Annotated in this window: 27 protein-coding genes; 12 read left to right on the forward strand and 15 right to left on the reverse strand. The window is 53.0% G+C overall.

Annotated elements, in window-relative coordinates:
* Positions 1 to 76: 76 nt before the first annotated feature.
* The 3 genes from K7G70_RS04630 to petA are packed head-to-tail and all read right to left on the reverse strand — an operon-like array spanning position 77 to position 2,654.
* The gene (locus K7G70_RS04630; protein ID WP_223787429.1) at positions 77 to 820 is read right to left on the reverse strand and encodes a cytochrome c1; all 744 of its coding nucleotides are present in this window, start codon (positions 818 to 820) and stop codon (positions 77 to 79) included.
* Complete coding sequence (locus K7G70_RS04635) at positions 820 to 2,058, reverse strand: cytochrome b (RefSeq protein WP_488801373.1); 1,239 nt, start codon at positions 2,056 to 2,058, stop codon at positions 820 to 822. The genes K7G70_RS04630 and K7G70_RS04635 overlap by 1 nt, the downstream gene beginning before the upstream one ends.
* 8 nt (positions 2,059 to 2,066) lie before the next feature.
* Positions 2,067 to 2,654: a ubiquinol-cytochrome c reductase iron-sulfur subunit gene (gene petA, locus K7G70_RS04640; RefSeq protein ID WP_223787431.1), complete on the reverse strand. Its 588-nt coding sequence runs from the start codon at positions 2,652 to 2,654 to the stop codon at positions 2,067 to 2,069.
* 348 nt (positions 2,655 to 3,002) lie between these two features.
* Between petA and K7G70_RS04645 the strand changes: the two genes are divergently transcribed.
* The 3 genes from K7G70_RS04645 to K7G70_RS04655 all read left to right on the forward strand — a co-directional run bounded on the left by K7G70_RS04645 (position 3,003) and on the right by K7G70_RS04655 (position 6,911).
* A complete protein-coding gene (locus K7G70_RS04645) occupies positions 3,003 to 4,100 on the forward strand; it encodes a S1C family serine protease (RefSeq protein WP_223787432.1) in 1,098 nt (365 codons plus the stop codon).
* Between the two features lie 171 nt (positions 4,101 to 4,271).
* The gene (locus tag K7G70_RS04650; protein ID WP_223787433.1) at positions 4,272 to 6,428 is read left to right on the forward strand and encodes a patatin-like phospholipase family protein; all 2,157 of its coding nucleotides are present in this window, start codon (positions 4,272 to 4,274) and stop codon (positions 6,426 to 6,428) included.
* A gap of 90 nt (positions 6,429 to 6,518) precedes the next feature.
* The gene (locus K7G70_RS04655) at positions 6,519 to 6,911 is read left to right on the forward strand and encodes a hypothetical protein (RefSeq protein WP_223787434.1); all 393 of its coding nucleotides are present in this window, start codon (positions 6,519 to 6,521) and stop codon (positions 6,909 to 6,911) included.
* 59 nt (positions 6,912 to 6,970) lie between these two features.
* Here the strand turns inward: K7G70_RS04655 and ligA are convergent, their stop codons facing one another.
* The 3 genes from ligA to K7G70_RS04670 form a co-directional block, all read right to left on the reverse strand.
* Positions 6,971 to 8,989 (reverse strand): NAD-dependent DNA ligase LigA, encoded by a 2,019-nt coding sequence (gene ligA / locus K7G70_RS04660; RefSeq protein WP_223787435.1) that lies wholly within the window; start codon positions 8,987 to 8,989, stop codon positions 6,971 to 6,973.
* Positions 8,986 to 9,588 carry a cell division protein ZipA gene (locus tag K7G70_RS04665; protein WP_223787436.1) on the reverse strand — a complete coding sequence of 201 codons (603 nt, stop codon included), beginning with the start codon at positions 9,586 to 9,588 and terminating at the stop codon, positions 8,986 to 8,988. Before K7G70_RS04665 ends, ligA begins: the two co-directional genes overlap by 4 nt.
* Before the next feature lie 341 nt (positions 9,589 to 9,929).
* Complete coding sequence (locus K7G70_RS04670) at positions 9,930 to 10,637, reverse strand: SDR family NAD(P)-dependent oxidoreductase (protein ID WP_223787437.1); 708 nt, start codon at positions 10,635 to 10,637, stop codon at positions 9,930 to 9,932.
* A 318-nt stretch (positions 10,638 to 10,955) separates the two neighbouring features.
* On the opposite strand from K7G70_RS04670, the gene K7G70_RS04675 reads away from it, so the two are divergent.
* The 3 genes from K7G70_RS04675 to K7G70_RS04685 all read left to right on the forward strand — a co-directional run bounded on the left by K7G70_RS04675 (position 10,956) and on the right by K7G70_RS04685 (position 13,737).
* Positions 10,956 to 12,503: a peptide MFS transporter gene (locus tag K7G70_RS04675; RefSeq protein ID WP_223787438.1), complete on the forward strand. Its 1,548-nt coding sequence runs from the start codon at positions 10,956 to 10,958 to the stop codon at positions 12,501 to 12,503.
* Positions 12,504 to 12,581: 78 nt separating this feature from the next.
* Positions 12,582 to 12,887, forward strand: a complete 306-nt coding sequence (locus K7G70_RS04680) for an FmdB family zinc ribbon protein (RefSeq protein WP_223787439.1) — start codon at positions 12,582 to 12,584, stop codon at positions 12,885 to 12,887.
* Positions 12,888 to 12,975: 88 nt separating this feature from the next.
* A complete protein-coding gene (locus tag K7G70_RS04685; protein WP_223787440.1) occupies positions 12,976 to 13,737 on the forward strand; it encodes a class I SAM-dependent methyltransferase in 762 nt (253 codons plus the stop codon).
* Positions 13,738 to 13,803: 66 nt separating this feature from the next.
* On the opposite strand, the gene ypfJ is transcribed toward K7G70_RS04685, so the two are convergent.
* The 4 genes from ypfJ to K7G70_RS04705 are packed head-to-tail and all read right to left on the reverse strand — an operon-like array spanning position 13,804 to position 18,082.
* Positions 13,804 to 14,670, reverse strand: coding sequence for a KPN_02809 family neutral zinc metallopeptidase (gene ypfJ, locus K7G70_RS04690; RefSeq protein WP_223787441.1), 867 nt, complete (start codon positions 14,668 to 14,670; stop codon positions 13,804 to 13,806).
* Between the two features lie 55 nt (positions 14,671 to 14,725).
* Positions 14,726 to 15,895, reverse strand: a complete 1,170-nt coding sequence (locus K7G70_RS04695; RefSeq protein WP_223787442.1) for an ABC transporter permease — start codon at positions 15,893 to 15,895, stop codon at positions 14,726 to 14,728.
* A gap of 10 nt (positions 15,896 to 15,905) precedes the next feature.
* Positions 15,906 to 17,156 carry an ABC transporter permease gene (locus K7G70_RS04700; protein WP_223787443.1) on the reverse strand — a complete coding sequence of 417 codons (1,251 nt, stop codon included), beginning with the start codon at positions 17,154 to 17,156 and terminating at the stop codon, positions 15,906 to 15,908.
* 2 nt (positions 17,157 to 17,158) lie between these two features.
* Entirely contained in the window at positions 17,159 to 18,082 is a 924-nt protein-coding gene (locus K7G70_RS04705; RefSeq protein ID WP_223787444.1) for an ABC transporter ATP-binding protein, read from the reverse strand.
* Positions 18,083 to 18,304: 222 nt separating this feature from the next.
* On the opposite strand from K7G70_RS04705, the gene K7G70_RS04710 reads away from it, so the two are divergent.
* The 3 genes from K7G70_RS04710 to ispF are packed head-to-tail and all read left to right on the forward strand — an operon-like array spanning position 18,305 to position 19,801.
* Positions 18,305 to 18,595, forward strand: coding sequence for a septum formation initiator family protein (locus K7G70_RS04710; RefSeq protein WP_223787445.1), 291 nt, complete (start codon positions 18,305 to 18,307; stop codon positions 18,593 to 18,595).
* Positions 18,585 to 19,328, forward strand: a complete 744-nt coding sequence (locus tag K7G70_RS04715) for an IspD/TarI family cytidylyltransferase (protein WP_223787446.1) — start codon at positions 18,585 to 18,587, stop codon at positions 19,326 to 19,328. The genes K7G70_RS04710 and K7G70_RS04715 overlap by 11 nt, the downstream gene beginning before the upstream one ends.
* A complete protein-coding gene (ispF, locus tag K7G70_RS04720; RefSeq protein ID WP_305067287.1) occupies positions 19,328 to 19,801 on the forward strand; it encodes a 2-C-methyl-D-erythritol 2,4-cyclodiphosphate synthase in 474 nt (157 codons plus the stop codon). Before K7G70_RS04715 ends, ispF begins: the two co-directional genes overlap by 1 nt.
* Here the strand turns inward: ispF and K7G70_RS04725 are convergent.
* Positions 19,787 to 20,632, reverse strand: coding sequence for an SGNH/GDSL hydrolase family protein (locus K7G70_RS04725; RefSeq protein WP_223787448.1), 846 nt, complete (start codon positions 20,630 to 20,632; stop codon positions 19,787 to 19,789). The genes ispF and K7G70_RS04725 overlap by 15 nt on opposite strands.
* 113 nt (positions 20,633 to 20,745) lie before the next feature.
* Here K7G70_RS04725 and K7G70_RS04730 point away from each other — a divergent pair, with 113 nt between their 5' ends.
* Both K7G70_RS04730 and folK read left to right on the forward strand, forming a co-directional pair.
* On the forward strand, positions 20,746 to 21,129 hold the full coding sequence (locus tag K7G70_RS04730; RefSeq protein WP_223787449.1) for a SirB2 family protein: 384 nt from the start codon (positions 20,746 to 20,748) through the stop codon (positions 21,127 to 21,129).
* Positions 21,126 to 21,623, forward strand: coding sequence for a 2-amino-4-hydroxy-6-hydroxymethyldihydropteridine diphosphokinase (gene folK / locus K7G70_RS04735; RefSeq protein ID WP_223787450.1), 498 nt, complete (start codon positions 21,126 to 21,128; stop codon positions 21,621 to 21,623). The genes K7G70_RS04730 and folK overlap by 4 nt, the downstream gene beginning before the upstream one ends.
* On the opposite strand, the gene K7G70_RS04740 is transcribed toward folK, so the two are convergent.
* Entirely contained in the window at positions 21,610 to 22,278 is a 669-nt protein-coding gene (locus K7G70_RS04740) for a DUF4097 family beta strand repeat-containing protein (protein ID WP_223787451.1), read from the reverse strand. The two genes, folK and K7G70_RS04740, sit on opposite strands and share 14 nt — an antisense overlap.
* A 74-nt stretch (positions 22,279 to 22,352) precedes the next feature.
* Positions 22,353 to 22,895, reverse strand: coding sequence for a pseudouridine synthase (locus K7G70_RS04745; protein WP_223787452.1), 543 nt, complete (start codon positions 22,893 to 22,895; stop codon positions 22,353 to 22,355).
* Between the two features lie 245 nt (positions 22,896 to 23,140).
* On the opposite strand from K7G70_RS04745, the gene K7G70_RS04750 reads away from it, so the two are divergent.
* Positions 23,141 to 23,776 (forward strand): energy transducer TonB, encoded by a 636-nt coding sequence (locus K7G70_RS04750; RefSeq protein ID WP_223787453.1) that lies wholly within the window; start codon positions 23,141 to 23,143, stop codon positions 23,774 to 23,776.
* Between the two features lie 178 nt (positions 23,777 to 23,954).
* On the opposite strand, the gene K7G70_RS04755 is transcribed toward K7G70_RS04750, so the two are convergent.
* Both K7G70_RS04755 and K7G70_RS04760 read right to left on the reverse strand, forming a co-directional pair.
* Positions 23,955 to 24,146, reverse strand: coding sequence for a hypothetical protein (locus K7G70_RS04755; RefSeq protein ID WP_223787454.1), 192 nt, complete (start codon positions 24,144 to 24,146; stop codon positions 23,955 to 23,957).
* A gap of 116 nt (positions 24,147 to 24,262) precedes the next feature.
* A complete protein-coding gene (locus K7G70_RS04760; RefSeq protein ID WP_223787455.1) occupies positions 24,263 to 26,773 on the reverse strand; it encodes a B12-binding domain-containing radical SAM protein in 2,511 nt (836 codons plus the stop codon).
* Between the last annotated feature and the right edge of the window lie 13 nt (positions 26,774 to 26,786).

Raw genomic sequence — 26,786 nt, forward strand, 5'->3', positions numbered from 1 at the left:
TTGCAGAACCCATCCGCAAAAACCCTTCATGTTATCAAATTTTGACCTTTTTGTTAAGGCGTTCAATCGAGTCCCTTCAGTGTATGTCCCTGAAATAGTTCACTTTTAACAAATACGCCAGGAAGGTGAAGACCACCACAAACAACAGCACCCATGGCGCCAATGACATGCGAATCAATTGTGCTGGCTCCGAAGAGTAGTCCAGGAAATTGACCAAGTCAGTGACCATCGCTTTGTATTCCTGCTCGGTCATGGTGCCAGGCTCAAGCTGCTCAAAACTGTTGAAGGTTTTGGTTTCATTGCCTTCGGCATCGGTGTGGACATCAAAGTTGGCTTGGCGAATGCCTTGGAATTCCCACAAGATGTGTGGCATGGAGGCATTTTCAAAAGTCAGGTTGTTCCAACCGGTGGGTCGACTGGGATCCACGTAATAGTTGATCAAGAAGTTGTACAACCAGTCCAAACCGCGGGCCTTGGCAATCACCGTCAAATCCGGTGGCGCCTTACCAAACCAGGTTTCGGCATCTTCGGCAGCCATGGCAATGGTCATTTTGTCGGTGAATTTGGCATCGGTCAGCACCAAGCCATTCATCATTTCATCTTCGGTCAAACCCAAATCCTCGGCCACGCGGTTGTAGCGTTGCCATTCCATGGAGTGACACCCCATGCAGTAGTTCATGTAGGTTTTGGCCCCTTTGCGCAGAGAGTCGGTGGAGCGGATGTTGGTTTGCACGTGCTCACCAATGTAGGCATCACCGGCCGCTGATGCGAAACCAGAAAACAGCAACAAACCCAAGGTCATTACAATCATATTTTTCATCAGTGATCCCCTATTCTCTCTGGAACTTCGTGGTATTTTTCATTGCGACTGTAGAAATACAGCCAAATGAAATAGAAGAAATAAAAGCCCGTCAGCACTTGGGCAATGCGCGTCAAGGTGACACTACCGGCTTGCATTCCCAGCCAACCCAAGACCACAAATGTGATGGTGAACAGGCCCAACATCAATTTGAACGGCCAGCGGCGGTAACGAATGGATTTGACTGGTGACCGATCCAACCAAGGCAGGAAGAACAAGACCACGATGGCCAACAACATGATCAAGGCCCCCATTTGCATGTCAGGCACGGCCCGCAACATGGCATAAAACGGGGTGAAATACCACACCGGCTTGATGTGCAGTGGGGTCACTGCTGGATCAGCGGGTACGTAGTTGTCGTGTTCCAGGAACAGACCACCCATGTCCGGTTTAACGAACACGATGAACAGGAACACCAATAAGAACATGCCCACACCAAAGATGTCTTTGACGGTGTAGTAAGGGTGGAACGGAATGCCGTCCAACGGCTTGCCGTTTTCGTCTTTGTGTTTTTTGATGTCGATGCCTTCAGGGTTGTTAGAACCGACGGTGTGCAAGGCCGCGATGTGCAACACCACCAAGGCCACAATGGCCAATGGCAAGGCCACCACATGCAGCGCAAAGAAACGGTTCAAAGTGGCGTCTGAAATCAAGTAGTCACCGCGCACCCATTCAACCAGCGCGTCACCGACAAACGGCACCGCACCAAACAATTGGGTGATCACTTTGGCACCCCAGTAAGACATGTTACCCCAAGGCAACACATAGCCCAGAAAGGCTTCGGCCATCAAGGCCAGGTAAATCACCATGCCGAAGACCCAGACCAACTCACGCGGTTTTTTGTATGAGCCATACAACAAGCCACGGAACATGTGGAAGTAAACCACAATGAAGAAAGCCGAAGCACCGGTGGTGTGCAGGTAACGGATCAACCAGCCCCAGGGCACATCGCGCATGATGTATTCAACCATGCCAAAGGCTTTTTCGGCATCGGGTTTGTAATGCATGGTAAGCCAAATCCCGGTGAGGATTTGGTTGACCAACACCAACAAGGCCAAAGATCCAAAGAAATACCAAAAGTTAAAATTTTTCGGTGCGTAGTATTCTGACAAATGGTCTTTGTAGAATTGCGTGACCGGTAAACGGTCATTCAACCAGCCCATGAAGCCGGATGCAGATTTACTGCTTGAACTTGCTATTTTTCCCATTATGCTTGCTCCCCATCGGTGCCGATCTCGATGGTGTTTTCATCTAAGAAAGTGTATGGCGGAATGTCGAGGTTGCGACTGGCTGGTGAGCCAGCGAAAACCCGACCTGAAATGTCAAAACGAGAATTGTGACAGGGGCAGAAGAAACCGCCTTTCCAATTCTCATCGAATGATTGCGGCACCAAATCTGGATAGTATTTTGGCGAACAACCCAAGTGCGTACAAATACCCACCACCACCAAAAAGTTTTTCTTTCTGGCGCGGTAGATGTCCTCAATGTAGTCGGGTTGCATGCTGGATTCTGAATTGGGATCTTTCAATTGGTCATTCAATGATTCCAACACAGCGGTTTGTCGCTCGGTGCGGTTGACCAAAAACACCGGCTGTCCACGCCACAAAACATTCAACATTTGACCGGGTTCCACTTTGGAAATGTCGGTCTTAACCGGGCCACCGGCGGCTTTGGCACGCTCTGATGGCAGCCAAGATTTGAGGAAAGGAACGGCCGCGAACCCAGCACCAACGACGCCCACAGCGCCCGTACTGAGCAACAAAGTGCGACGACTTTTGTTGACATCTTCAGTCATTGAATTAACCCCTAATGAATCAAATCTTGTGGGCAAAAATCGCACACAAGGTGTATCAAATTATAAATCCGCGCAATTTTACAAGATTTTAATGTTTTTTCATAGCCAAGCAGTCATTTAATCGGAATTTTCAGCCGCCCTTTGGGTCCAAACTCAACGGTCACACAAGCCGTGATCGTGGCTGCCTGGATGCGCCAACTTGGGCCACTGATTGTGACCATTGACCACTGCAAGCCAGGTCACGATTGGTTACAATGGCACACAGGCAACGCGGTTGGGTCATGGGCCGCGCCAGCCGCTGTAAAGACATGCCACAAGCCCTTAACACGAACCAAGCCAAGCCAATTCATGAAGTCATACCTGCTATTCATCCTCAAATACGTCACCATAGGCCTGGCGGCCGGCTTTCTGTACCTGATGATCAGTGACAAGTTTTTCGCTGAGGATCCACCGGTCGAACAACCCCAACTGCTGTTCTCATATGCTCCGGCGGTGAATAAAATTTCCCCCTCGGTGGTCAGCATCTACACCCAAAGCAACCAACGGGTGCCCGCCAACTCGCCGGGCATATCACCCCGCGCACCCTATTTGACCCGCAGTTATTTGGGTTCTGGCGTGATCGTCACCGACCAAGGACACATCGTCACCAACAAACACGTGATTGATGACGCCACCCGGGTGGTGGTTTACCTGTGGGACAACCAAACTTTTGATGCCAGTTTCGTGGGCCAGGATCCTTTGACCGACTTGGCGGTGATCAAGATCAACGCCGCCAATGTCACCGCGGCTGAATTTGCCGACAGCGATCGGGTCAACACCGGCGATGTGGTACTGGCTGTGGGCAACCCCTTCGGCTTGAATCAAAGTGCTTCATTGGGCATCGTCAGTGCCACCGGCCGCCAAGGCTTGACCGAAAACCCCTTGAGCACCGAAAAACAGTTGGAAAATTTCATCCAAACCGATGCCGCCATCAACCAAGGTAATTCCGGCGGCCCCCTGATCAATCCCCTGGGTCAAGTGGTCGGCATCAGCACCGCCAGCTATGGCCAATATGGGGCAGAGGGCATTAACTTTGCCACCCCTTCCAACACCGCCGTGCAAGTCATCAACCAATTGATCCAGCATGGCCAAGTGCTGCGCGGCTGGCTGGGGATCCAATTCATCAATCCTTATGGCCACGCGGTCTACGGCATCCCCAAACCAGCCATTGGCATCATGGTTTCCAATGTGTTGCCCAACAGCGCGGCCGAACAAGCCGGCATCAAGTCCAAGGATGTGGTCACCCACTTGGGAAACCGGGTGATCAACTCTTTCGACCAATACCGCCAAGCCCTGTTCTCTTACACCGTGGGCGAACTGGTCACGGTCAAAGGTTACAACGACGAAGGTTCCTTCGAAAAAACCATGACCATTGAGCCCAGACCCAACCAGGAAGACAACCCTTGATTGGGTTGTCAACCGATTCATGGCACCGCTGACTGGCAACAATCAAATTAAAGAAATGGTTCACATTTCAATGAGATCGGGATGGTTTTGTGGCTCGAGTTTGGTTAAAATTCAAATGGGAATTCTTGTACAGATCGGTCAGATCGATCCAATCGAATCATGTTTAAGTCAATGAACATTCGCACCATCGGCTGGTGCCTGATGCTGCTGTCAGCGGCCTGGGCAGAGGCCAGAGAACGGCCCAAGGTTGGTTTGGCCTTGTCCGGTGGCGGTGCCCGTGGCATGGCCCATGTCGGGGTGCTCAAAGCGCTGGAAGAAAAAAACATCCCCATTGATTACATTGCCGGTACCTCGATGGGCAGCATTGTGGGTGGTTTGTATGCCACCGGCATGAGCCCGGAAGATTTGGAATGGGCCATCCGCTCAGTCGACTGGGATGACGCCTTGAACCCCTCGGCCAAACGACAACTGAAAGACTACCGCCAAAAACAAGAAGAGAAAGACTATTTTGCCGATTTGGAAATTGGCATCTCCCGCGAAGGGGCAAAATCAGGCACTGGCTTGGTCGGCGACCACAAAGTGATGCTTGAATTACAACGCCTGGTGGGTTCCTTCAATGAACAGGACTTTGATCAATTCCCGATCCCTTTTCGGGCCGTAACCACCGATCTCAATGAAGGCGAGCCCTATGTCATCGACCACGGCGATTTGGCCATGGCCATGCGCGCATCCATGGCGGTGCCACTGGTGTTCGGCCCGGTCAAACACCACGACCGCATGTTGGTTGATGGGGGCATGCTGAACAATTTGCCAGTGGACGTGGTCAAAGCCATGGGGGCCGACATCGTCATCGCGGTGAACATCTCCTCACCATTGGCCCGGGTCGATGAACAATCATCGGTGTTGGCTGTCACATACCAAAGCATTGATGTGGCCTTGGTGCAAAACACCAAAGCGTCCTTAAAACTGGCCGACATCGTGATCCAGCCGCCACTGGAGGGCATCGATGCCTCGATGTTTGATCGGGCGGCCGACATGATCAATGACGGCTATTTGACCACCTACCAAAAATCGGTGGAATTGGCGCCTTTGAGCCTGAGTCCCAAAGCGTATGTGACCCACCTGGAAAGCCGCAATTTCCTGCCACGCGAAATCCCCAGCCGCATTCGCTTTGTTGAATTCACCGGCAACAAGCGCACCTCAACCGAACGCCTGATGTCGCATGCTGCCAGGTTGATCGGCCAGGAATTCAAAGCCCAGTTGGTGCAAGAATTCGTCGACCAGACGGTGGCTGAAGAAGAAGACATCCAGGTGATGACCTACCACGTCGATGAAAATGCCGAAAGCGGTCGTGGCATCGTCTTCAAAGTGCAGGAAAAACGCTGGGGGCCTGATTACTTGAAATTCGGCTTGAAGGTACAGGATGATTTCGATTCCAACACCCGCATCTCATTGTTGGTGCGCCACCACCGGTACAACATCAACCGCAAAGGCGGGCGTTGGGTCAATGACTTGAGCATCGGTTCGGTGCTGGCTTGGCAATCCGAACTGTACCAACCACTGGATTTTGACAACCGCTTTTTTGCTACCGCTAACATCGACACCATCAAAGACACCCGGCGTTTTTATCAGGGCATCGACGCCACCGGTGAATACGACATCAAAAAGTTTGGTTTTGGTCTGAACCTTGGCTACAACCCCAACATCAACAGCGAACTGCGCGCCGGCATTTGGTACAAAGACGAAAGCGTGGTGCCGGTGATCAATGACGTTGATTTTGACACCGCCATCAACCGCACCGTGGGCCTGAAAGTGAATTACGGTTACGACACCCTGGAAAAGGCCGTTGGCGCCAGACATGGCTATGACATCAAAACCGAATTGGGGCTGTTTGATCGGGTGCAATACCTCAGCTTTGACGGCTACCGCCGCTTCCCCATGTTTGACAAATCGGCCGCCCATGTGCGGGTCAAATTCGACTTCACCGACCTGGTCGACGAAGAAGAGTTTTTCAAAGCCTATGGTGGCATCGATGATTTTGCCGGCTACCCGACCCATTCTTTGTTGGGTTTGAATGCCTTTCTGCTGGAATTGGGCTGGTACACGCCCTTGAGCTCCATAGACCTGCCCATCATCGGGGTGCCCGACCTGGCCTTCAAAACCCACTGGGGCAATGTCTGGCAGCGCAACATCAAAATCGACGAGATGATCTATGGCATGTCTGCCGGGATTTCATTCGACGTGCAAGACACCGTGATGTTTTTGGGCACCGGCTACAGCCATGACGGCGAAGCCCGCTTCTACCTGCGCTTGGGCACCGGGTTCTGAAGCCCCAACAAGACCCTAACGTTTTCTTGCTGATTTCTGAATGTTTGGCTTGTTACCATGAGCCGGAACAACCTGAAATGAGAACCCAACATGAAAACATGCCAGCCCCTGACCCAGGGTGCCACATGGGCTTGCGGCCTGCTGTGGGCAGCCTTGGCCAACGCCCAGGAAGCGCCACAGACCATGAACTTGACGCCCGTTTTGGATGGTCACGCCTATCAACTCAATGGTGATGTGATGATCGACTTTGCCAACCAAATCATCCACTTCAACAGCGACATGACCGAATGCCTGCAAGCCAATGGTCAGCCACCTTTGGACACTTTGGATTGGGCGGCGGCCACCAATTTGCAATTCATCGGTTTACAGCGCTTCAGCTTCAACACCAGCCACAACAACCTCTATTTGAGCAGCGAGACGGCGGACGTTTTGTGTGACAACGCGGTGTACGTGGATACCTTGTTTGCCAATGGCTTTGACTGACTGCGCTTTGACTGACTGGGATATGACTGAATGCGCAACGGGCCATGCAGCCCACTGACTCATTGCTGCAGCAACCAGTCTTCGTCCACCACCCGCACACCCAATTGTTGGGCCTTGGTCAGTTTGGAGCCGGCCTTTTCGCCGGCCACCAACAAGGTGGTTTTGGCCGACACCGAACCAGTGACTTTGGCGCCCAACGCCTGCAGTTTTTGTTTGGCTTCGGCCCGGGTCATCCGTGACAAAGAACCGGTCAGCACCACGGTCTGGTCTTGCAGTGGTTGTGAGGATTCATTCGGCACTTCAATGGCTGGCCAATGGATGCCGGCGTCAACCAAGGCTTGGATCACCGCTTGGTTGTCCTCATTGTCAAAGTACTGGCGGATTTTTTGCGCCACCACCTCACCGATGTCGGGCAAGGCCAACAAAGCGTCGGTGTCGGCCGCCATGATGGCTGGCAGGGTTTGTAAGTGGGTGGCCAAGGTCAGGGCCGTGGCCTCGCCCACTTCACGGATGCCCAAGGCAAACACAAAGCGTGGCAGGGTGGTGTCTTTCGAGGCTTCGATGCCGGCCAACAAATTGGTCGCCGATTTTTCTGCCATGCGCTCCAAACCCGAGACCTGTGACAGTCGCAGCTGAAACAAATCGGCCGGGGTGTTGATCAGTCCGGCATCAACCAACTGTTCCACCAATTTATCCCCCAACCCTTCGATGTCCATGGCTTTGCGCGAAGCGAAATGTTTGATCGACTCTTTGCGCTGGGCATCACAGGTCAGGCCGGCTGGACACCGCCACACCGCTTCCCCTTCGATCCGCAGCAATGGCGTGTCACAAACCGGGCAATGGCTGGGCATGGCAAAGGCTTGGGTGTCCACTGGCCGTTTGGCCAACACCACTTTAACCACTTCCGGAATCACGTCGCCGGCGCGACGCACAAACACGGTGTCACCGACCCGCACGTCTTTGCGCCTGATTTCATCTTCGTTGTGCAAGGTGGCATTGGTAACGGTGACGCCACCAACGGTCACCGGCTGTAACCGGGCCACCGGGGTGATGCTGCCGGTGCGGCCCACTTGCACGTCGATGTTTTCGACCACAGTGGTGGCTTCCTCAGCCGGGAATTTATGGGCGGTGGCCCAGCGTGGGGCTTTGGTGACAAAGCCCAAAGCTTCCTGCCAGGCCAAATCGTTGACCTTATAGACCACCCCATCGATGTCAAAATTCAAGGCTTCCCGCTGCTGACCGATGTGTTGATAAAAGGCCGCACAGCCAGCCGCCCCCTGGACCACTTGATTCAAATGATTGACCGGCAAACCCAGGCTTTGGATCCAGCGCAACACCTCACTGTGGCTGGTTTGCTCATGCGGCGGCTCGACCACGCCCACCGAATAGGCATAAAACGCCAACGGCCGTTGTGCGGTTTTTTTGGGATCCAGCTGACGCAAGGATCCGGCCGCGGCATTCCGTGGATTGGCAAACACCTTTTCTTCGTGTTCTGCCGCCCATTGGTTGTATTGTTTGAAGCCATCGCGTGGCATCACCACCTCACCCCTGACTTCAAACACCGCAGGCACGGCCTCGCCGCGCAGGCTCAGGGGGATGGATTGGATGGTTTTGATGTTGGCGGTGATGTCTTCGCCGGTGGTGCCATCACCGCGCGTGGCGGCTTGCACCAATTGGCCTTGTTCATAGCGGATGCTGACGGCCAGACCGTCCAATTTGGGCTCGGCAGAAAAGTCGATGGTGCCGGGATCCATACCGGCTTTGCCCAAGCGGTTGCTCACCCGTTCCACGAAATCCTGCAGTTCCTCGTCACTGAAGACGTTGCCCAAAGACAACATCGGCATGGCGTGCTGCACTGGATGGAATTTATCCAGCGGCTGATCGGCCACCCGCTGGGTGGGCGAGTCGCTGCTGACCCAATCCGGGTGCTCGCCTTCCAGGGCCAACAGTTGTTGATAGAGTTGATCGTATTCGGCATCGGCCACCAGCGGTTCATCCAGCACGTAATACTGGTAGGCCAGTTCATTCAAATGGCGGATCAACTCCAAATAGTCTTCGCGGGAGGCGGCTTGAGTCATGCCTGAGCGCTTTCAAAAGTCCGCATTTCTTCCCGCATCGAGGCGATGCGTTGGCGGGAAAAGGCACTGTGGTTTTCATCGGTCAATGACCCGTCCAACAACTCAGCCATGCGTTTGGCCACCGGAAACATGGTGTCCCACAAGTCCAAAGCATTCATTTCACCGGGCAAGGTCATGATGAAGACCAAGCCGGTGGTGCGCAAATCCGGATCAAACACCCCGGGTTTGAGCATGTTGGCCACCAAAAACAAGGCCTTCTTCTGAGAACCCACCCGGCGATAACGGTAAAACAAATGGTCCTCACCGTACTCCAAGCCGGCTTTGGCCGCGGAATCCTTGATCTGATGCCAATCGAATTGCAGGCCGTCTTTGGCGTGTAAAAACAAGGTCACGATGCGGCGGTCAGCGGTCATGGTGCCGGTCTCAGCAACGTCCGGCAAGGGTTCTTCGGCTTTGATTTCCGGCTCGATTTGGAACAACTCATCGGCATCGATGTCAGGCCGGGTGTGGCTCGGTTTGCGGGTGCCAAAATAATAGATCAACCCCAGCACAACCAGGCCAATGAGGAAGATGATGATTCTGAGTTCAAGCGCTGACACGGGTTTGGGTGACGTTCCAAAGATTGAAGACTGAATGATACAAAAACCATCGACTAACTGCAAGGCAAAGCCCTGACCGAATTACCGGGTGGATGACGCCAGCCAAGCCCGTTTGGCCCGACAATGGTATACTCAAGCGAAAAACTCAGCCAAAAATGGCCCAGCAATGTGCTCAAATGATAAGTGCTTCACAGATTTTCCAGCGCGAATAGGGGATAAAAGTTATAAGATAGAAACTCAAAGAAGCTGAATAGGATTGTAATAGGATTGAGCGACTTAGTGTATTAAGCCCTGACCCTCAGGGCTTTTTTTTGCGCGGATGAAAAATCAGTCGCGACGGTTTAAGACACGGCATCCACTGGCGCCAACGCATCCACATATAAATCGGCCACATCCAAAGGTTTGGCCAAACGGTCTGGATTTTCCGCCGGCCAGGCTTTGGCCCGCAGCGGTGTGTGCATCGGTGGTGGGGTGATGGTCAACACATTGACCCCTTGGTTTTCACATTCCTGGGCCAGGATGTTGGCGAACTGTTCGATCGCCGCTTTGCCCACCCCATATTGACCCCAATAGGCTTTGCCCAAGGTTTCCAGGTTGTCTGAGGTGAAAATCACCGAGCCCTTGCTTTTCAATATCAATGGCAACAGGGCTTGGGTCAAAAAGATCGGTGAATTGACATTGACCTGCATTTCCTTCAACCAACGCGACGCTTCATACAGCAGGAACGGCGTGAGACTGCCAAATTCTGCCGCGGTGTGGACCAAGCCATCCAACACCACGAAGTTGTCTTTGATGACTTTGCTCAATTGCATGTAGTCATTGGGGGTGGCACCTATCAGGTTCATTGGATAAATCACCGGCTCCTTGAGGTCCCGTTTGACCAGCTCATCACACAAGCGGTCCAAAGCCCGGGGATTTTTGTCGCTGATGATCAAATTGGCCCCCTGTTGCGTCAAGCGCAGCGCCAGGGCCGAACCCAACGCACCGCATGCGCCGGTCAAGAAGATGGTTTTATTGGCCAGTCGTTTTTGATTTTCTGTGGTAGACATCAACACCCCTGATAATGGATGCCAAAATTCTAGCAGCTTTAACCCAAAATAAACAACGTAAAAATACCCACCTGGGTCTCATGAACCATTTGACACCCACCATTCAAGCAGCCGACGGCTTGTTAAATTCCCATTAAACCAGTCAGTCCCGATTCAGATTTTTTGTGTTATCATCTACTGCTTTGGTCGTAGGGAGCGTGTGCAAGTTGCCAAAATTACCGTTGGCAAACAACACCCTTGAACCAAAAACCATCTGTGCCCGGTTCACGTTTTACCACTCAACGAAGAACTGACTGATCATCAATAAGAGGAAGATTTATGAATACTGAAGTGTTTACTCAGGAAGCCAGAAATGAGATGTGGGGTCATCCCAAAGGTCTCTATGTGTGCTTCTTTACCGAACTGTGGGAACGGTTCTCATTTTATGGCATGAAGTTTTTGTTGGTGTTGTACTTAACCAAATACCATCTATTCACTGATGCCGAAGGCCTGGACGTGCTGGGCGCTTATGCCGGTATGGTTTATGCCATTCCGGTGATTGGTGGCATGCTCGCCGATCGCTACTTGGGACCCAGAAAAGCCGTGTTGTTTGGCGGCATCTTGCTGGTCATAGGACACTTGTTGATGGCCGTTGAAGGTGAACAAGCGGCCATTGTGGATGGCGTGGTCACCCAAGACTTGGCGGCCCTGAATGTATTCTATTTGGCTTTGGCCTTCATCATTTTGGGGGTGGGTTTTCTGAAGCCCAACATCTCCACCATAGTGGGCAAACTGTATTCAGCCGAAGACCCACGGCGTGACTCTGGATTCACCATCTTTTATATGGGCATCAACATCGGTTCCTTCACCGCCACCTTGTTGTGTGGTTGGTTGGGAGAAACCTACGGTTGGGGTTATGGTTTTGGTGCCGCTGGTATTGGCATGTTGTTTGGTTTGATTTTCTTCCTCAAAGGCCAAAAGTTTTTGTATGGTCATGCCGACCCCGATGACCCAGAGAAGCTCAAGAAAAAAGTGCTGGGACCCTTGAATGTGGAATGGACCATTTACTTGGTGTCCTTGATGTCTCTGGCCCTGATCTGGTTTGTGGTACAAAGAGAAGCTTGGGTCCACTCAGGCCAATGGGTGTTGTTGGCTTTGGCTGCTGGCTTCATGATGTTTTATGCTTTCATGAAATCCACCCCAGTCGAGCGCAGCCGGATATTGGTGTTGATCGTTTTGATTGCGTCCACCATTGTGTTCTGGGCCTTGTTTGAACAAGCCGGTGCCAGCATGACCTTATTTGCTGATCGGGTGATGGAAAGAACCGCCTTTGGCATTGAATTCAAAGCCTCACAATTCGGCTCATTGAATGCCGGCTTCATCATCTTGTTGGCTCCGGTTTTTGCTTGGCTCTGGGTGTGGTTATCCAAACGCAACCTGGAACCATCGACACCAGCCAAGTTTGGTTTGGGTTTGATCCAGGCCGGCTTGGGTTTTGGCGCCTTGGTATTGGGTGCCAGCATGCCTGAAGCCTCTGGCAAAGTGGCCATGATTTGGTTGGTGTTGGCGTATTTGCTGCACACCACAGGTGAGTTGGCTTTGTCTCCGGTTGGCTTATCGGCAGTGACCAAGCTGGCTCCGAGCAAAATCGTCGGTTTCTCCATGGGTACCTGGTTCCTTGCCACCGCCTTGTCGGAGACCCTGGCCACCCGGTTGTCGAAATTTGCCGCTTTTGATGGTGATGCCGAGGAAACCTTAACCATGACCGAACAAGTGGCCAAATACACCGAACTGTTCGATTTCCTGATGTGGCTCGGTATCGGTGCCGGTGTGTTCATGCTGATCATTACCCCCATCCTGAAGAAAGGCATGAAAGGAATTCACTGATTGCACTTGCATTCAGCGCAAATCACACCCATTTATGGCGACATGAATGGGTGTTTTTTTGCCCACAATGATTGAGCCATGCCCGTTTACACCTACGAAAACCAACACCCTGACCGCCATTGCACCTATTGCTTGGGTGGTTTTGATGTGTTGCAGAAACTGGCCGATCCAAAGTTGACCCATTGTCCGCACTGTGGTCATGCCATCAAAAAAGTCATCAAAGCAGTGAATTTACAAGCAGAACTCACCGCTTCATCAAACACCACATTGTCTGAGAAGAACATCGCCAAGCAGGGCTTCACCCAATACCGCAAGACCGGCCCTGGTCAATACGAAAAAACCGCCGGTGAAGGGCCCGATACGCTGGACGCCAACCAGGACTGAAAAACTCCGAACAAGTCCGCACACTTTCACAGAGATTCCACACTGGGCTGTTATGATCCAGGGTTAACTTTTGAATTAGGGAGACACCATGAAAAAACTATTTACCGCCGCTTTGATCGTGGGTTTGGCATTCACTGCCCAAGCCGATGACCATGAAAAATCCACCGCCGATCTGATCAAAATGGCGATGGAATCTGACCTCAGAACCGACGCCGAAAAAGACCGCGATCGCAACCGCAAACCGGTTGAGACCTTGGAGTTTTTGGGTTTTTCTCATGACATGAAAGTGGTTGAGTTGTTGCCTGGTGGCGGCTGGTACACCAAAATTCTGGCACCGGTGTTGCAAGAAAAAGGTGAATTGACCGTGGCCTTGGGCACCGGTCGAGTCGGTTCCATGATCGGTGACAACGATGCCTTGTCAGCGGTCAAAATTGGCGCCGAAGCCTCCAATATTTACCGCAAAGACGGGGCCCGTTTTTACTCCCTGGAAAACGCCGATTTGGGGGTCAAAAAAGCCGACATGGTATTGACCTTCAGAAACTACCACAACTTTGCTGAAGACGGTCGCCAAGCGATGAACGAAGCGGCCTGGGATGCCCTGAAAATGGGCGGCATTTATGGCGTGGTGGACCACACCCGCCGCCACATGGAAGGCGATAATGACGAAAACCGCCGCCGCTTTGATCCGGTCAAAGCCATCTTGGAAATCCAGGCCGCCGGTTTTGAACTGGTGGACTACTCCACTTTGCACTACCGCGCCGATGATGAATTGCGCTATGAAGTGGGTCGCAAAACCGTCTCCGGTAACACCGACCGTTGGACGTTGAAGTTCAAGAAAGTGAAAAAATAATCGCGGCCATCAGCCACGAAAAAGGCCACCATTGCGGTGGCCTTTTTTTTGCGTCATCGGTCGGGGTTAAACCCCTTCTGAGAAAGTGTCACAGGAATCGGCCTGGCCCGTTTGTAAACCGCGGGTCAACCACTTGACCCGTTGTTCTGAGGAACCGTGGGTGAACGACTCGACATCCACTTGTCGGCCGGCCCGCGATTGGATGGTGTCATCACCGATGGAAGCGGCGGCCCTCAGGCCTTCTTCGATGTCACCGGGTTCCAGCATGTTTTGTTTTTTGTTGGCGTGGTGGGCCCAGACCCCGGCCAAACAATCGGCCTGCAGCTCCATCATCACCGACAATTGATTCACTTCGGTTTTTGATTTGGCTTGGCTTTGCCATTGCCGCACTTGGCGGGCGGTGCCGGTGATGTTCTGAATGTGATGACCCACTTCATGACCAATCACGTAAGCGCGGGCGAAATCTCCCGGCGCCCCCATCCGCTCCAGCTGCCGAAAGAACCCCAGTGACAAATAGACCTTGTTGTCAGCCGGACAATAAAACGGCCCGACCGCTTCGGAGTTGATGCCACAACGCGATTGCACCTGGCCATCAAACAGCACCATTTCAGGGGCTTGGTATTGTTGGCCAGCGGCACGAAACAGTTGGGTCCACATGTCCTCGGTGGAGGCCAAAATGACCGAGGCAAATTCGGCGTTTTCTTGTTCAGCGGCTGACGGCTGTTTGGGGATCTGCACCTGTTGCTGGCTGCTGCCACCCCCTTGTTGCATCAAATTCCCCAACATGGCCAAGGGGTTTTGGCCGGTGATGAAAGCGAAAATCAAGGCAATGACGATCATGCCCCCGGACAATTTGGCGCCACCACGAACCACCCCGCCTTTACCTCGGCGGTCGTCTATTCGACTGCTCTTTCTTTGGCCTTTCCAACGCATCTGAGACTCACCTGAATGTTAAAACCACCCAAGTATACCGCAAATCACAAACGGTTCATTTCACTTCATGGTTAAATTTTGTGAACGCCAACACCAGGCCCAGGATGGCCAAACCATACAAGGCAAACTGATGGAACATGACATCGGCCAGGGTGCCGCCAAAATACATCAACTCATGCAAGGCGTCCATCACCCAACCGGTGGGCAGGAACAGGGCCAGTTGTTGCATCCAGGCTGGGGCCACTTCGATGGGCCACCAGCATCCGCCCAAAGCAGCCAACAACATGGACACGATCACCGGGATGCCATTGATCTGGCCTTCGTTCTTGGCCACCGAGCCCATAAAAATGGCAAACCCGGCACAGGCCGCAGCCCAAGCCATGAGCATGATGAAAATCATCAGCCAATGCTCGCCCCAATGGATGCTGAACAACAAGGCACCCATGATCATGCCGTAAACCAATTGACAAGCGGCCAAGATCCATTTGCCCAACCATTTACCCAAAATCAATTGCCGCGGGGTGATCGGTGCCGCTGACAGGCGTTTGAGTACCCCGGTTTTGCGTTCCAGGTATAAGGCCATGGCGCCACTGGTCAAAGCGATCATCATGATGAACATGACCAGGATGCCGGGCACCGCTTGCTTGAAGCCGGTGGGGATGTTTTGTTGTTCACCGGCACTGTCGATCAACAGCTTGATGTGCCGGGGCTGTTCATTGGCCTGGGTGAAGTCCAGTTGTTGCCAGTCTTGCGGCGCGGTTTTTTTCAGGATCAACAAATCGCCCAAGGTTTGGTACACCGCTTTGTTGACTTTGAACACGTGGTAATCACCGCCCATGCCATCATTGTCAATGCGGTAATTAATCTCAATGGGCTCACCGGCGGCCATCGGTTCTTGTAGCTCAGCCGGTACCCACAACTGCCGAGAGTAGTCTTCAAAGGTCCATTTTTCGTTGTACAGGGGTTGCTCTGGACTGAACACCCGCAGCAGGTAATCTTCCGCTTCCAGGCGATGCTGCAGCTGGGCAAACACCGGATCATCGGCCGGGCCTTCGTACCACACCCCCAAGGTGCTCTGGTTGCCGGAGCCGCCACTGAAGCCTTGGGTGGTGGTGCCGATGAAGGCGAAAAACACCAAAGGCATGATGAACAGCCACACCAACACGGTTTTGTCTTTGATGGTGTAAAGAAAATCTTTGTGGGCGATCAACCAAATCTGTTTCATCTCTGCCTCCTTATACTTTGTGAATCAGTTGGCGAACCAGCACCCGACTCAACAACCAAAATGCGGCCAACATGACCAGGCCCAACACGGCCGGTAACCACAAGGCCTCCATCATCGGTTCCTGGCGCAACAGCCAATCTTTCAAACCCTTAAGCAAAAAGCCATTGGGTAAAAACTGCCCGATGCCGGCCAACCAAGGAGGCATGCTCTCCATCGGGAAGAAGCTGCCGCCCAACATCAACAAGGGAAAGGTGGTGGCGCTGATGGTGATGTTGGCCACTTTGCCGGTGGGCATCAACAAGGCGATGAACACAAACATCGCATACAGCACCAAACCGGCAAACACCAACCACACGATGATGGCCGGGATTTGCCACCACGGCAGGGCAAAATACAACCCGCCCAGGGTTGCCAACACCGTGGTCAAAAAAGTGAACACGGCAGCGGCGCCGAGAAATTGGCCGGTGCTGTAAGCTTGTAAGGCTTTGGGCGTGGCCGCCAGCCGCGGTATCACGCCATTGCCGGCGTCATCCCAAATCAACACGGCCAGTGAATTGGCCGAAAAAATCAGGGCCATGATGATCGCACCGGGAAACATCAACAAACCAAAAGTGATGTTGGTCGATGTCTCCTCCACTTCGGCCACTTGCTTTTCGATCAGCTTCAACTGCGGTGGAAACAAGGTCGATTCCAGCCGCTCCAGCTGTTGTTTGATGCCCAAAGTCAGGGCCACCAGATTGGCGTCATCAAATTTTTGGGTTTCTAACATCGGCTTGAGCACCGCCAACTCTTCGGCAAACAGGATTTGGATGTAAGTCGCCGCATCAACCAGCAATTGCATCGACGTTTCGACCATTTGCGGCAAGATCGACTGCGCTGGATTTTTGACCAAGCGCAATTGGCCGGGTTGGTTGTTCATGAAAGCTTCACCAAAGCCCGCATCGATGGTGATCCAGGCACTGGCCTCTCCAGCATCCATCAACTGCCGTCCTTCGTCTTCGGTGACCTGCTTGGCGGTGAAAATCTCAGCCAAGGGTCCTTGGTTGAAACTGCCCGCCAGCAATTGAGAAACGGCCGATTCATCGTGGTCGGTGATCAACAGCTTACCAGTCAGTTTGCCACTGCCAGTGCCGGCGATCAAACTCATCAAAAACACGATGATGGTGGGGATGGCCAACCAGGAGATCAGCCCCCATTTTTCACGCACCAGGCGTTTGAGGCGGAGGCCGGCGACGGTGATGGGCATGCGCTGAGAACTCATGATCAATCCCTCAACTCACGGCCAGTCAGTTTGATGAATAAACTTTCCAGATTGGCCTGTTGCACAGCGGTCTGTTTGACGGTGCCGGTGGCGAAACGGCCGAGGATGGCTGACAATTGTTCGGCCGCCTGTTCGGCCATGAAACGCACCGTTTGTGGCTGCCATTCAATCAACTCGAAGCCGGCCACATGAGCGGCCAACCAGTCTGGCTCAACCCCACTGAAATCACCTTGCAAGGTGATCAGGTCTTTTTCACCCATCTGCGAGCGCAGTTCATCGACCGAGCCCACGGCGATGATCTTGCCGTGATCAATGATGCCAATGCGATCACACAAGCGTTCAGCCTCTTCCATGTAATGGGTGGTGTACAGCACCGCCGTGCCCTGGGCTTTGAGTTGTTCCACCGCACCCAGCAGGTGTTCCCGCGATTGCGGATCGACCCCAACCGTGGGCTCATCCAACAACAAGGCTTTGGGTTGGTGCAGGATGCCACAAGCAAAATTCAAGCGCCGCTTCATACCGCCAGAATAGGTGCTGACCCGATCCTTGGCCCGGGCCGCCAAGCCCACTTGTTGCAACACCTCATCGATGCGCTGTTGCATGAATTGGCCGCTCAAACCATAGGCCTGGGCCCAAAAATTGAGGTTTTCCGCGCCATTGAGGTCTTCATACAAGGCCAAGTCCTGCGGCACCAGCCCCAGTGAGGCTTTGGCTTGGATCGCATCGCCGGTCACCGCGTGTTGGTTGATGTAGACTTCGCCTTCGCTGGGCACCATCAATCCCGAAATGCAATTGATGGTGGTGGATTTGCCGGCGCCATTGGGCCCCAACAAGCCGAATATCTCACCGGCATGCACCTCGAAGTTGATGTCCTCTGCGGCGGTGAAGTCCCCGTATTTCTTGGTCAATGCCTCAACTTTAATCATTTTGTTCTGTTCCCATGTGTGCTTCAAATCAGTCGGGGTTGCTGGCCCCTTGCTCCTGGATTATTTTATCAAACTGACTTCACCGGTGGTCAGATATTGCGTGAACGGTCATTTTGGCTGTTGGGAGGTTTGGGTCATCGGTTAAATGCCACACCGCCATGGATGTATTGTGGGCAGGCATGGTGATACAATGCGCTGTGAGAGAAATGAGAGACCGGTCCTTTGAAGTGGCTTAACATCCTTTTGGCAATTCTGATTCTGTGGGCATTGTTTCAACAGCAGTTTGGTGATGGTGGCCGCAAAGAAATGAAGGAAAAGTTGCTGTTACTGGAACAACAGCAAGCCGAAATCGAAACCCTCAAGCGCCGCAACGAACTGCTGGAAGCCGAAGTCAAAAGTTTGAAAACCGGGCTGGATGCCATTGAAGAACGGGCGCGTGCTGAATTGGGCATGATCAAGGAAGACGAAACCTTCATCCAAGTGATCAGCCCCTCCGACGACGATGACAACTGAGCGCATACACATCATCATTGTGGCCGCTGGCACCGGGGCCCGCTTTCGCCACAGCCAACCGGACAGTTCTTTCGTTGCCTTGCCCAAACAATATGAAATGATTGGTCAACAAAGTGTCCTGGCGCACAGCATCCAAGCCTTCGATGCGGTTGCCACCGACGCCGCTGAATTCGTCGGCATCACCGTGGTGTTACACCCGGCCGACCGCCACTGGCAAGACTTGCCACCGGTGGCCTCGCCACACCCCATCCAAACCACCCCAGGAGGCAGCCAACGTCATGATTCGGTGCGCAACGGCATCCGCGCCATCCAACTACAGCACCCCAATTGGGCCCAGGATTGGGTGTTGGTGCATGACGCCGCCAGACCCTGCGTCACCGCCGCAGAAATCAACGACCTGGTGGCCACCTGCCTGGCCCAAGGCCAAGGGGGCTTGCTGGTCAAACCGGTGATCGACACCATCAAACACTCCTGCGATGGCCACACCGTTGACCACACCGTCGATCGCCGCCACTTGTATGCCGCGCTGACCCCACAATTGTTCAATGGCGCTGACTTGCTCAAAGCCTTGACCGTGTTCGAAGCCGACAGCATCACCGATGAATCATCGGCTTTGGAGGCCCAAGGCAAAGCGCCGCTGATGGTGGTCGGCAAAAACACCAACATCAAAATCACCCAATACGACGATTTGCTGTTGGCTCAACACATTCTCACCACCCAAGGGAGGCTTTGATGCGCATTGGCACCGGTTTTGACGTCCACGCTTTTGGTCCTGGCTCACACATCACTTTGGGTAACGTCCGCATCCCCCATGACCATGGCTTCATCGCCCATTCCGACGGCGATGTGCTGATCCACGCCATTTGCGATGCCTTGCTTGGGGCTGGTGCCTTGGGTGACATTGGCCAACATTTCCCACCGTCCGATCCCCAATGGCAGGATTGCGACAGCACGGTGTTCTTGCGTCACTGCCAACAGTTGATTGAACAACGCGGCTGGCAAGTGGGCAACATCGACTGCACCATCATCGCCGAACGGCCCAAAATCGGGCCACACGTGGCGGCCATCCAACAACGTCTGGCCCAGATCATGGACCTGGAAGTCGATCAAGTGGGCATCAAAGCCACCACCACCGAACGCCTGGGTTTCACCGGTCGGGAAGAAGGGGTGGCGGTACAGGCCGTGTGTTTATTACTCAAAGGATGATTTGAGGATGGTGTCGAAGCGGTATTGAAAATACTGCTCATAAGTGTTTTGCACCAACACGTCATAACCTTCTGGGCGCAGGTGAAAACAATCCACAATGAACCCCAAATTCAAACGCATGGACTCCACCGGACTGGGCAGGGAAATGTCGCCAGGGGGTTGGATGGTGCCCGGCGGGATGTTGTCATCAGGAAAACCATAAAGGTTTTGCATCAAGCCAAAATGACTGACATGAGACACCCGCGGGTTGTTGGTGGCCACCGAAGCAAATGCCTGTTCAAAGGAAGCCCCCATGGTGTTGATTTCCAATGCAGTGGGCGCCCCCAAACTGTTGTGCAGGTCTTCACAGAACTCGTGGAAGGGGCCAGTCAGGGTGTCGACAAAGTTGGGGTAATCATAAAAACTCAAAACCACGTCGATGCGGATGTCATGGGCCAGGATGTGATTGACGATCAATTGTAAATCGGCAATGATTTGATTCTGAATGTCTTGCACCTCGGTGGGGGTCAGTGCCGTGTTCCATTGGTCCAAAAAGTCATTGCCACCCAAGGTCAGTTGCACCGTGTCAATGTCCGGGTTGGCATTCAAGGCATCGGTGATTTTTTGCAATTCACTGGGGGCCACCCATTCGGCCGCGGTGGATCCGCTGATCGCCACATTGTCGCCATAGCTGATGTATTGGGGGTAGCCATTGACGGCAAACACCGCATCATGCACCCCATCGTCCCATTGTTGTGACGCCCAGCTGTCTCCGACGATCAGCACGCGGGTGGTTTGTGCCACACCGGTCAAAGTGAACAACAACAGCAATGTGGTGGATAAGTATTTCATGGTCAGGCCCTCTCTTTTTTGGTGGTGATGGAAACGGTGGTTTTGCTGATACAATACCCTCAACGGCGTCTCTTGAGCTGTCGACACCCCTGTTTGTTTGATCATTAATTGTTATGTACAACATTGTAAAGCATTTTCACCTGTGGATGGTGATCATCAGCCTGCTCTTGTTCCAGTATCGCTACTGGCGCTTTCATGTCAGTCAGCGACCGATGCCGAAGATCTTGCGGATGATGCCCCACGCGATTGACACCCTGCTGCTGCTCAGCGGCGTCACCTTGGCAGTGATGATTGCCTTGGTGCCCTGGCAAGTGCCCTGGTTGGGGGCCAAACTGCTGGCTTTGCTGGCTTACATTGGCCTGGGTACCGTGGCCATGAAACGCCGTGGCTGGGCCCAATGGCTGGGCTATGTGCTGGCTACCCTGGCGGTGATTTACATGGTTTTGGTCGCCACCCAAAAGCAGCCGTGGCCGAGCCTGGGGTCGGTTTTTTCATGACCCCCAAACACCGCATCTTTCTCGGCATTGGCAGCAACATCGACCGCCAAGCCAACATCGAATCGTGTTTGCAGCACCTGCGTTGTGCTTTTGCCCGTTTGCGGATTTCGCCGATTTACCAATCGCCATCTTATGGCTTTGCCGGGGCTGATTTTCACAACCTGGCGGTGCAAATTGAAACCGCATTCACCCCACAAAAACTGAAACCCTGGTTGCAGTGGCTGGAGGACCGGCACGGTCGCGATCGCAGTCGCCCCCGCTATTCCAACCGCACCTTGGACATTGACCTGTTGTTGTGTGATGACTGGTGCCTGAATGAAGGATCCATTCAACTGCCGCGGGCTGAAATTTTGACCCGCAAATACGTGCTCAAACCCTTGCAGGATCTGGCCCCAGAATACCGACACCCGGTGGCAAAAAAAAGGCTTGCCCGGTTGTGGCAAGCCTTGGATGAGAGCGACTCCAGTGAGTTGAGTCTGGTCACATATCAATGATGTCATCACCGATGATTTCACCCACTTGGGCACTGTCGGCAATGTACAATTTGACTTTTTTCTTGAAAATCAAATCGCCTTTGACCACCACGTTTTCACCGATGTGAACTTCGGGGACTTTTTTGTTGCTGTTGAACCAGCCGGTGGATTTTTCAATGATCACATCGCCATCGACCACCGTGCCGCCGTCTAACTTGATGTTGCCATTAACGGTTTCGATGTTGCCATCCACCTCTGAACCAATTGCGGTGATTTTGCCGTTGACGGTTTCCAAGCGGCCTTCGATCACACAACCCGAGCCAGCTGCAATCGAACCATTGACGGTTTCGGCATGGCCTTTGATCATGCAACCGTCACCCAAAGTGATCGATCCATTCACGGTTTCGGCGTGGTCGGCGGTCACACCGTCTTGGAACTTGATGCTGCCATTGACAGTTTCGACTTTACCCACGATGGCCTGATCGGCCACTTTGATCGACCCATTGACGGTGTCCAAGTTGTCAACATGGGCTTTGGCACCGACGGTGATGCTGCCATTGACCGAATCATAGTCTTTTTCGGGTGAGTTGGTGCCAGCAGCCACTTTCTCGCTGCCAAACACACCGGCCTGTACGGTGACAGCGGCGGCCAATAAGATCAATAAGATGTATTTCATTTAAACCTCGTTTCGTTGTTTGATGCCTGTAAAACGGACCATGGTCCAGAATGTTACGCCGAATTTGATTTTTTTCATGTCAATTCGTGCCAAGTCAGCTCACCGGGGGCCAAATCACCCAGTTTGAAATCACCGATTTGGGTGCGCAACAAACGCAACACCGGCAGCCCAGCCGCAGCACACATGCGCCTGACTTGACGGTTTTTGCCTTGGTTGATGGTCAGCTGCAGCCAGCTGGTTGGTTGGTTTTTGCGCTGTCTGATCGGTGGCTGGCGCGGCCACAACCAGGCCGGCTTTTTGCCCAACACCTCGATGTCCAGGGCCTGGGCCACATAGTCTTTGACCCGGACCCCTTGGCGCAGCCGTTGCAGGTGTTTGGCTTGGGCCAGACCTTCGACCTGCACCACATAGGTCTTGTGAACTTGACCACTGCTGATGCGGTGCTGGGTGGGGCCGTCATCGGTCAACAACAGCAAGCCTTCCGAATCATAATCCAACCGACCTGCGGCATAAAATCCCGGCTGTTGGATGTGGTCACCCAGGTGGGCCCGGCCTTCTGAGTCGGTGAATTGGCACAGCACTTGGTAAGGTTTGTTGAACAATATGATGGCAGACACAACGGCGTTTCCAGGGCTTGGGTGATTGATGGTGATGATTGTATCAAATCTGCATGCCGGCGTTGGCGGTGCTTTTTGACAGCCCCATGTTAAAAATTTTCTTCATTTTTTTAACATTTTATTTCAATCACTTAGGCACAAAAGTGAGCCTGTGGCCATGGATTGGACCGATTTTTTGTTGAACCTTTCATCTGTGCCAAAAGTCATACTTCACACAATAACAATAAATAGTAAGGAGCAGCGCCATGGAAAAAATGATTCGATTTTCTTTAGCAGGATTACTGGGATTGGGCATCACCGCCGCCCTGTTCATTGGCATGAAGGGATTGTTGAGCCAAGCCAAAAAACCGGCTGCCAGCAGCGACCTGGATTTCAAATTCTCTTGGGTCAACGAATACGAGGAGGTGAAAACCACGCCACGGGATCGACCTGAAGAGCCCGAGCAACAAACCACCGCTCAGGCGCCGGCCATGCCACTGATGCAACCCGACACGGGTGACACCACAAGCATTGACCTGCCACTGCCCAACACTTCGGCCAGCGACTTCAATTTGTTGGCAGGGTTCAAGTTCAACGGCGTGGGAACTGGCATTACAGGCACTGATTTTTCATCAGGTGGCGTGCAAACTTCAATGGCACCCATGTATCCACGAGAAGCACTGATCAACAAAACTGAAGGCTGGGTCAAGTTATTGATCAGTGTCAATGAGTTTGGCATGGCTTCAAGCGTCGAGGTGTTACAAGCCAAACCAGCACGGGTATTCAATGATGCAGCCAAAAGAAGCGTCATGAAGTGGCGGTTTCACCCCAAAGTGGTCGATGGTCAGGCCGTTCCCTACCAAGTGACACAAACCATCGAGTTCACCATCGATCAACCCTAGTTGGAAAATCAGTCATGGAAGATGACTGGATTTGGGCACAGAAGGATCTGTACTTCATGGACTGAAGACAGGAGGTGCGACCATCAAGGACGGTGATAAGGACAGCCACTGAGACAAGGATGTCTCTTTTTACCCCGCCACAGCATGGTGATCCTGGTATCTGGATCCAAGGGTTGGCTTATGAAACCCAGCAGAATGGCAGCAACAACAGCAACAACAGGGGCAGCAACAAAATCTTGAACAGCAACAAGAAGGCTCCGCCGACAATCAAGGCCGCGCCCAAAGCAATCGACAGCACAATCCCCACCACCAAAATGATCGGGCTGAACAGCACCACCAAAACCCAAAACAGGACTTTGGTCAGGACCATTAAAATCAATATACCGATGAACGCTTCAATCATTGTCTTTACCGTTGTGCCCGTACCTCATGTACCGGATAACAATCAAAATACCAAAATTGAACGCCCAAAGGCAGTGCCGGAAGTCAGGATTCGGCGAACTCAGAGACCGATTTTGGCCGTGCCACGGCCGAATGCAGCTCCCAAAAATACTGGTGTGAATCGTATTGCAGGTAGTCCAGATCGATGCTGACCATGCTGTTGGGGTCGGACACGTGGAACTGGGCCGGTGGGTAATGGCTCAGGGGCGTGTCTTTGTGCCTCGCCTCACTGGATCGCGCGGTAAAATAAGCCGAAAAATCATGTGGCAAACTGACCTGCAAGGGGTAACTTAAGGTGTCATCCGGCATGCACAACTGGTTGACCTTGAGGATGGTCTCCAAGGCTGAATCCGTGGCGATGCCCAACTCATGTTCCAGGTAATGGGCCACTTGTTGATAAAACAGCGTCCAGCCACCGGGCATGCACTTGTCCTGATTGAAAAACCGCACCGCCCATGTGATTTGTTGGTGGCGTTGGGGGTGTTGCTGCACAAAACGCAGCAGGTCTTGCAGGAAATCAATGGCACGGATGCCATGTTCCCATTGCAAAAAGCGAATCACATAGCGCAACAAAGAATAGCCATCGGCCATGGTGTAAATTTGGTACATCGCTTTCATCCAATGCAGGTCTTGCTCGGTGAAACTGTAAGATGAAATCACAAAATCCTGTTCATCCACCTTGATCTGGTATTTTTCAATGTACTCGGGATCGGCCATCGGGCTGTTGGGTAACAACTGCGTGGGGTAGGCTTTGACCGACACGTCCATGTCGATGTAACGCTGCAAATCGTTGTTGAAGGCCGCCACGGTGATGCCAGGCAAGCCAATCATCAGGTCGGTGGACAAAGGCAACTTCAAATCATAAAACACCTTGGTCAACTCATCGTACTTTTCGGTTTTGATGTTCTTGCGGTTGATCACTTCCAAAGTCTTTTCATCGGTGGTCTGGATTGAAATGATGCCTTGCGAAATGATGCCGCCAGCAGTGAACACCTTGATGATCTCGACCAAGCGCCAGGTTGAATTTTTGGTGTAGTTGACCACCACTTCCTGCGGGTAGCCATATTTGGCTTTGGTGTCGACGATGAATTGCGACAGTTCAATGTCGCGGTCGTACAACCCAAAGTTGGCATCGGCGATCCAGATCACCCGCACTTTGTGGCGGCCGATCCAATCGATTTCTTGTTTGACCCGGTCCAAATCAAACTTGCGCACTTTTTGGTTGGTCGCCGATCCCCAATCACAAAAGGTACAACCAAAGGGACAACCGCGGTTCGATTCAATGATGGCCGCTTCCACCCGCCCCTGATAACCATCAAACAAACCACTCAGATACGGTGAAGGCACCGCATCGGGGGCCGCCATGCGGGTGCGTTTGGGGGTGCGGATCAAACCACCCAGGCGTTTGTCACGGAAGGTGATGCCGGCCACTTCGGCCAGGGCGTCTTGTTGGTAGGTCACTTCCCCTTCGGCGGTTTGCACCAACTGTTCAAACAGTTCGGTGATCGCCACTTCGCCTTCGCCATGCACCGAAATGTCGACCGAGGGGTTGGCGGCCATGAAGTCGGCACTGGCCTGCTTGTATTCAGGCGTGCTGGGACCACCGTGGATGGTCAAATTGCGTCGGTCGTGGTTCTTGATGGCGTGGCTGACTTGCAAGTTCACATCCATCGACCACATGTAATTGGAAAACAACCACACGCCGGTTTTGAACTTGCGGTAAGGCCCGTTGATCAAATCACTGGGGTGTAAAAAGGTGATCGGGATGAGTTGAAACTTGTCCAATAACTCACCGCCTTTGTGTTCCGCCAGGGCACTGTAAATGATGCCCAGGGCCAAAGGAAAATGGTTTTCCATGTGCGGCACGAAGTACACCGGAATGCGGTCATCCGGGGTCAGTTGCTCCCAAGACACGAAGTCGCTGCCGGGTTTGACTTCGGCATATTGTGTGGCCTCGGCTTGCAGTTGTTTGGCCACATGTTTTTGGGCAATCAAAAAACCATGGTGGTACAGCGTTTTGAGCACAGCCTCAGGGTCTTCCTCCAACAAAAAGGCCTTGTCTTGCAGCACCTCTGCCACCGGTTGACCCTCACCAAAAGCCAACATCAAGATGACCCACGCGGTGGGCAGCAAGCGCGGTAAGCCGTCTTGTTTGGAACAGGCGAAAAAGCCCTCACCGTGCAGCGAAATGGCGGCGTGGCTGCTGAGGCTCAAGTTGCTGGGCAAAGCCACGGGCTCATCTTCATCGTGCCAAGCCAGTGGTAACAAGCCCAATGCGTCATTCGGCGCCTGCGCGGTTTGGAACAAGCCGGCTTGTTCAAACTGGGCCAGGCGTTGGCTCACCCCGGCGGTTTGGATGTGGGGGATCCAGGTTTGGACCCACGGATGGGCAATGAATTGTTCGGCGGCCTGCTCGAACTGGCCATCGCGCAAAAAATAAGACAACAACAACACATCCGGCTCATGGATCACCAAGGGCGCTGCGACGCCGGAAATTTGCGACACCATGGATTGACCCTTGCGGTGCAATATCATGAAATCCTGATTGAGTTGCATGTTGGTTTATGGG

This window comes from Marinicella meishanensis, from assembly GCF_019931145.1.
Classification (GTDB): Bacteria; Pseudomonadota; Gammaproteobacteria; order Xanthomonadales; family Marinicellaceae; genus Marinicella; species Marinicella meishanensis.

What these genes read in the sequence shown, in the direction of transcription:
- K7G70_RS04630 (WP_223787429.1), bottom strand. Translation starts at nt 820, where the DNA reads ATGAAAAATATGATTGTAATGACCTTGGGTTTGTTGCTGTTTTCTGGT.
- petA (WP_223787431.1), bottom strand. Translation starts at nt 2,654, where the DNA reads ATGACTGAAGATGTCAACAAAAGTCGTCGCACTTTGTTGCTCAGTACG.
- K7G70_RS04645 (WP_223787432.1), top strand. Translation starts at nt 3,003, where the DNA reads ATGAAGTCATACCTGCTATTCATCCTCAAATACGTCACCATAGGCCTG.
- K7G70_RS04650 (WP_223787433.1), top strand. Translation starts at nt 4,272, where the DNA reads ATGAACATTCGCACCATCGGCTGGTGCCTGATGCTGCTGTCAGCGGCC.
- K7G70_RS04655 (WP_223787434.1), top strand. Translation starts at nt 6,519, where the DNA reads ATGAAAACATGCCAGCCCCTGACCCAGGGTGCCACATGGGCTTGCGGC.
- ligA (WP_223787435.1), bottom strand. Translation starts at nt 8,989, where the DNA reads ATGACTCAAGCCGCCTCCCGCGAAGACTATTTGGAGTTGATCCGCCAT.
- K7G70_RS04670 (WP_223787437.1), bottom strand. Translation starts at nt 10,637, where the DNA reads ATGTCTACCACAGAAAATCAAAAACGACTGGCCAATAAAACCATCTTC.
- K7G70_RS04675 (WP_223787438.1), top strand. Translation starts at nt 10,956, where the DNA reads ATGAATACTGAAGTGTTTACTCAGGAAGCCAGAAATGAGATGTGGGGT.
- K7G70_RS04680 (WP_223787439.1), top strand. Translation starts at nt 12,582, where the DNA reads ATGCCCGTTTACACCTACGAAAACCAACACCCTGACCGCCATTGCACC.
- K7G70_RS04685 (WP_223787440.1), top strand. Translation starts at nt 12,976, where the DNA reads ATGAAAAAACTATTTACCGCCGCTTTGATCGTGGGTTTGGCATTCACT.
- ypfJ (WP_223787441.1), bottom strand. Translation starts at nt 14,670, where the DNA reads ATGCGTTGGAAAGGCCAAAGAAAGAGCAGTCGAATAGACGACCGCCGA.
- K7G70_RS04695 (WP_223787442.1), bottom strand. Translation starts at nt 15,895, where the DNA reads ATGAAACAGATTTGGTTGATCGCCCACAAAGATTTTCTTTACACCATC.
- K7G70_RS04700 (WP_223787443.1), bottom strand. Translation starts at nt 17,156, where the DNA reads ATGAGTTCTCAGCGCATGCCCATCACCGTCGCCGGCCTCCGCCTCAAA.
- K7G70_RS04705 (WP_223787444.1), bottom strand. Translation starts at nt 18,082, where the DNA reads ATGATTAAAGTTGAGGCATTGACCAAGAAATACGGGGACTTCACCGCC.
- K7G70_RS04715 (WP_223787446.1), top strand. Translation starts at nt 18,585, where the DNA reads ATGACAACTGAGCGCATACACATCATCATTGTGGCCGCTGGCACCGGG.
- ispF (WP_305067287.1), top strand. Translation starts at nt 19,328, where the DNA reads ATGCGCATTGGCACCGGTTTTGACGTCCACGCTTTTGGTCCTGGCTCA.
- K7G70_RS04725 (WP_223787448.1), bottom strand. Translation starts at nt 20,632, where the DNA reads ATGAAATACTTATCCACCACATTGCTGTTGTTGTTCACTTTGACCGGT.
- K7G70_RS04730 (WP_223787449.1), top strand. Translation starts at nt 20,746, where the DNA reads ATGTACAACATTGTAAAGCATTTTCACCTGTGGATGGTGATCATCAGC.
- folK (WP_223787450.1), top strand. Translation starts at nt 21,126, where the DNA reads ATGACCCCCAAACACCGCATCTTTCTCGGCATTGGCAGCAACATCGAC.
- K7G70_RS04740 (WP_223787451.1), bottom strand. Translation starts at nt 22,278, where the DNA reads ATGAAATACATCTTATTGATCTTATTGGCCGCCGCTGTCACCGTACAG.
- K7G70_RS04750 (WP_223787453.1), top strand. Translation starts at nt 23,141, where the DNA reads ATGGAAAAAATGATTCGATTTTCTTTAGCAGGATTACTGGGATTGGGC.
- K7G70_RS04755 (WP_223787454.1), bottom strand. Translation starts at nt 24,146, where the DNA reads ATGGTCCTGACCAAAGTCCTGTTTTGGGTTTTGGTGGTGCTGTTCAGC.
- K7G70_RS04760 (WP_223787455.1), bottom strand. Translation starts at nt 26,773, where the DNA reads ATGCAACTCAATCAGGATTTCATGATATTGCACCGCAAGGGTCAATCC.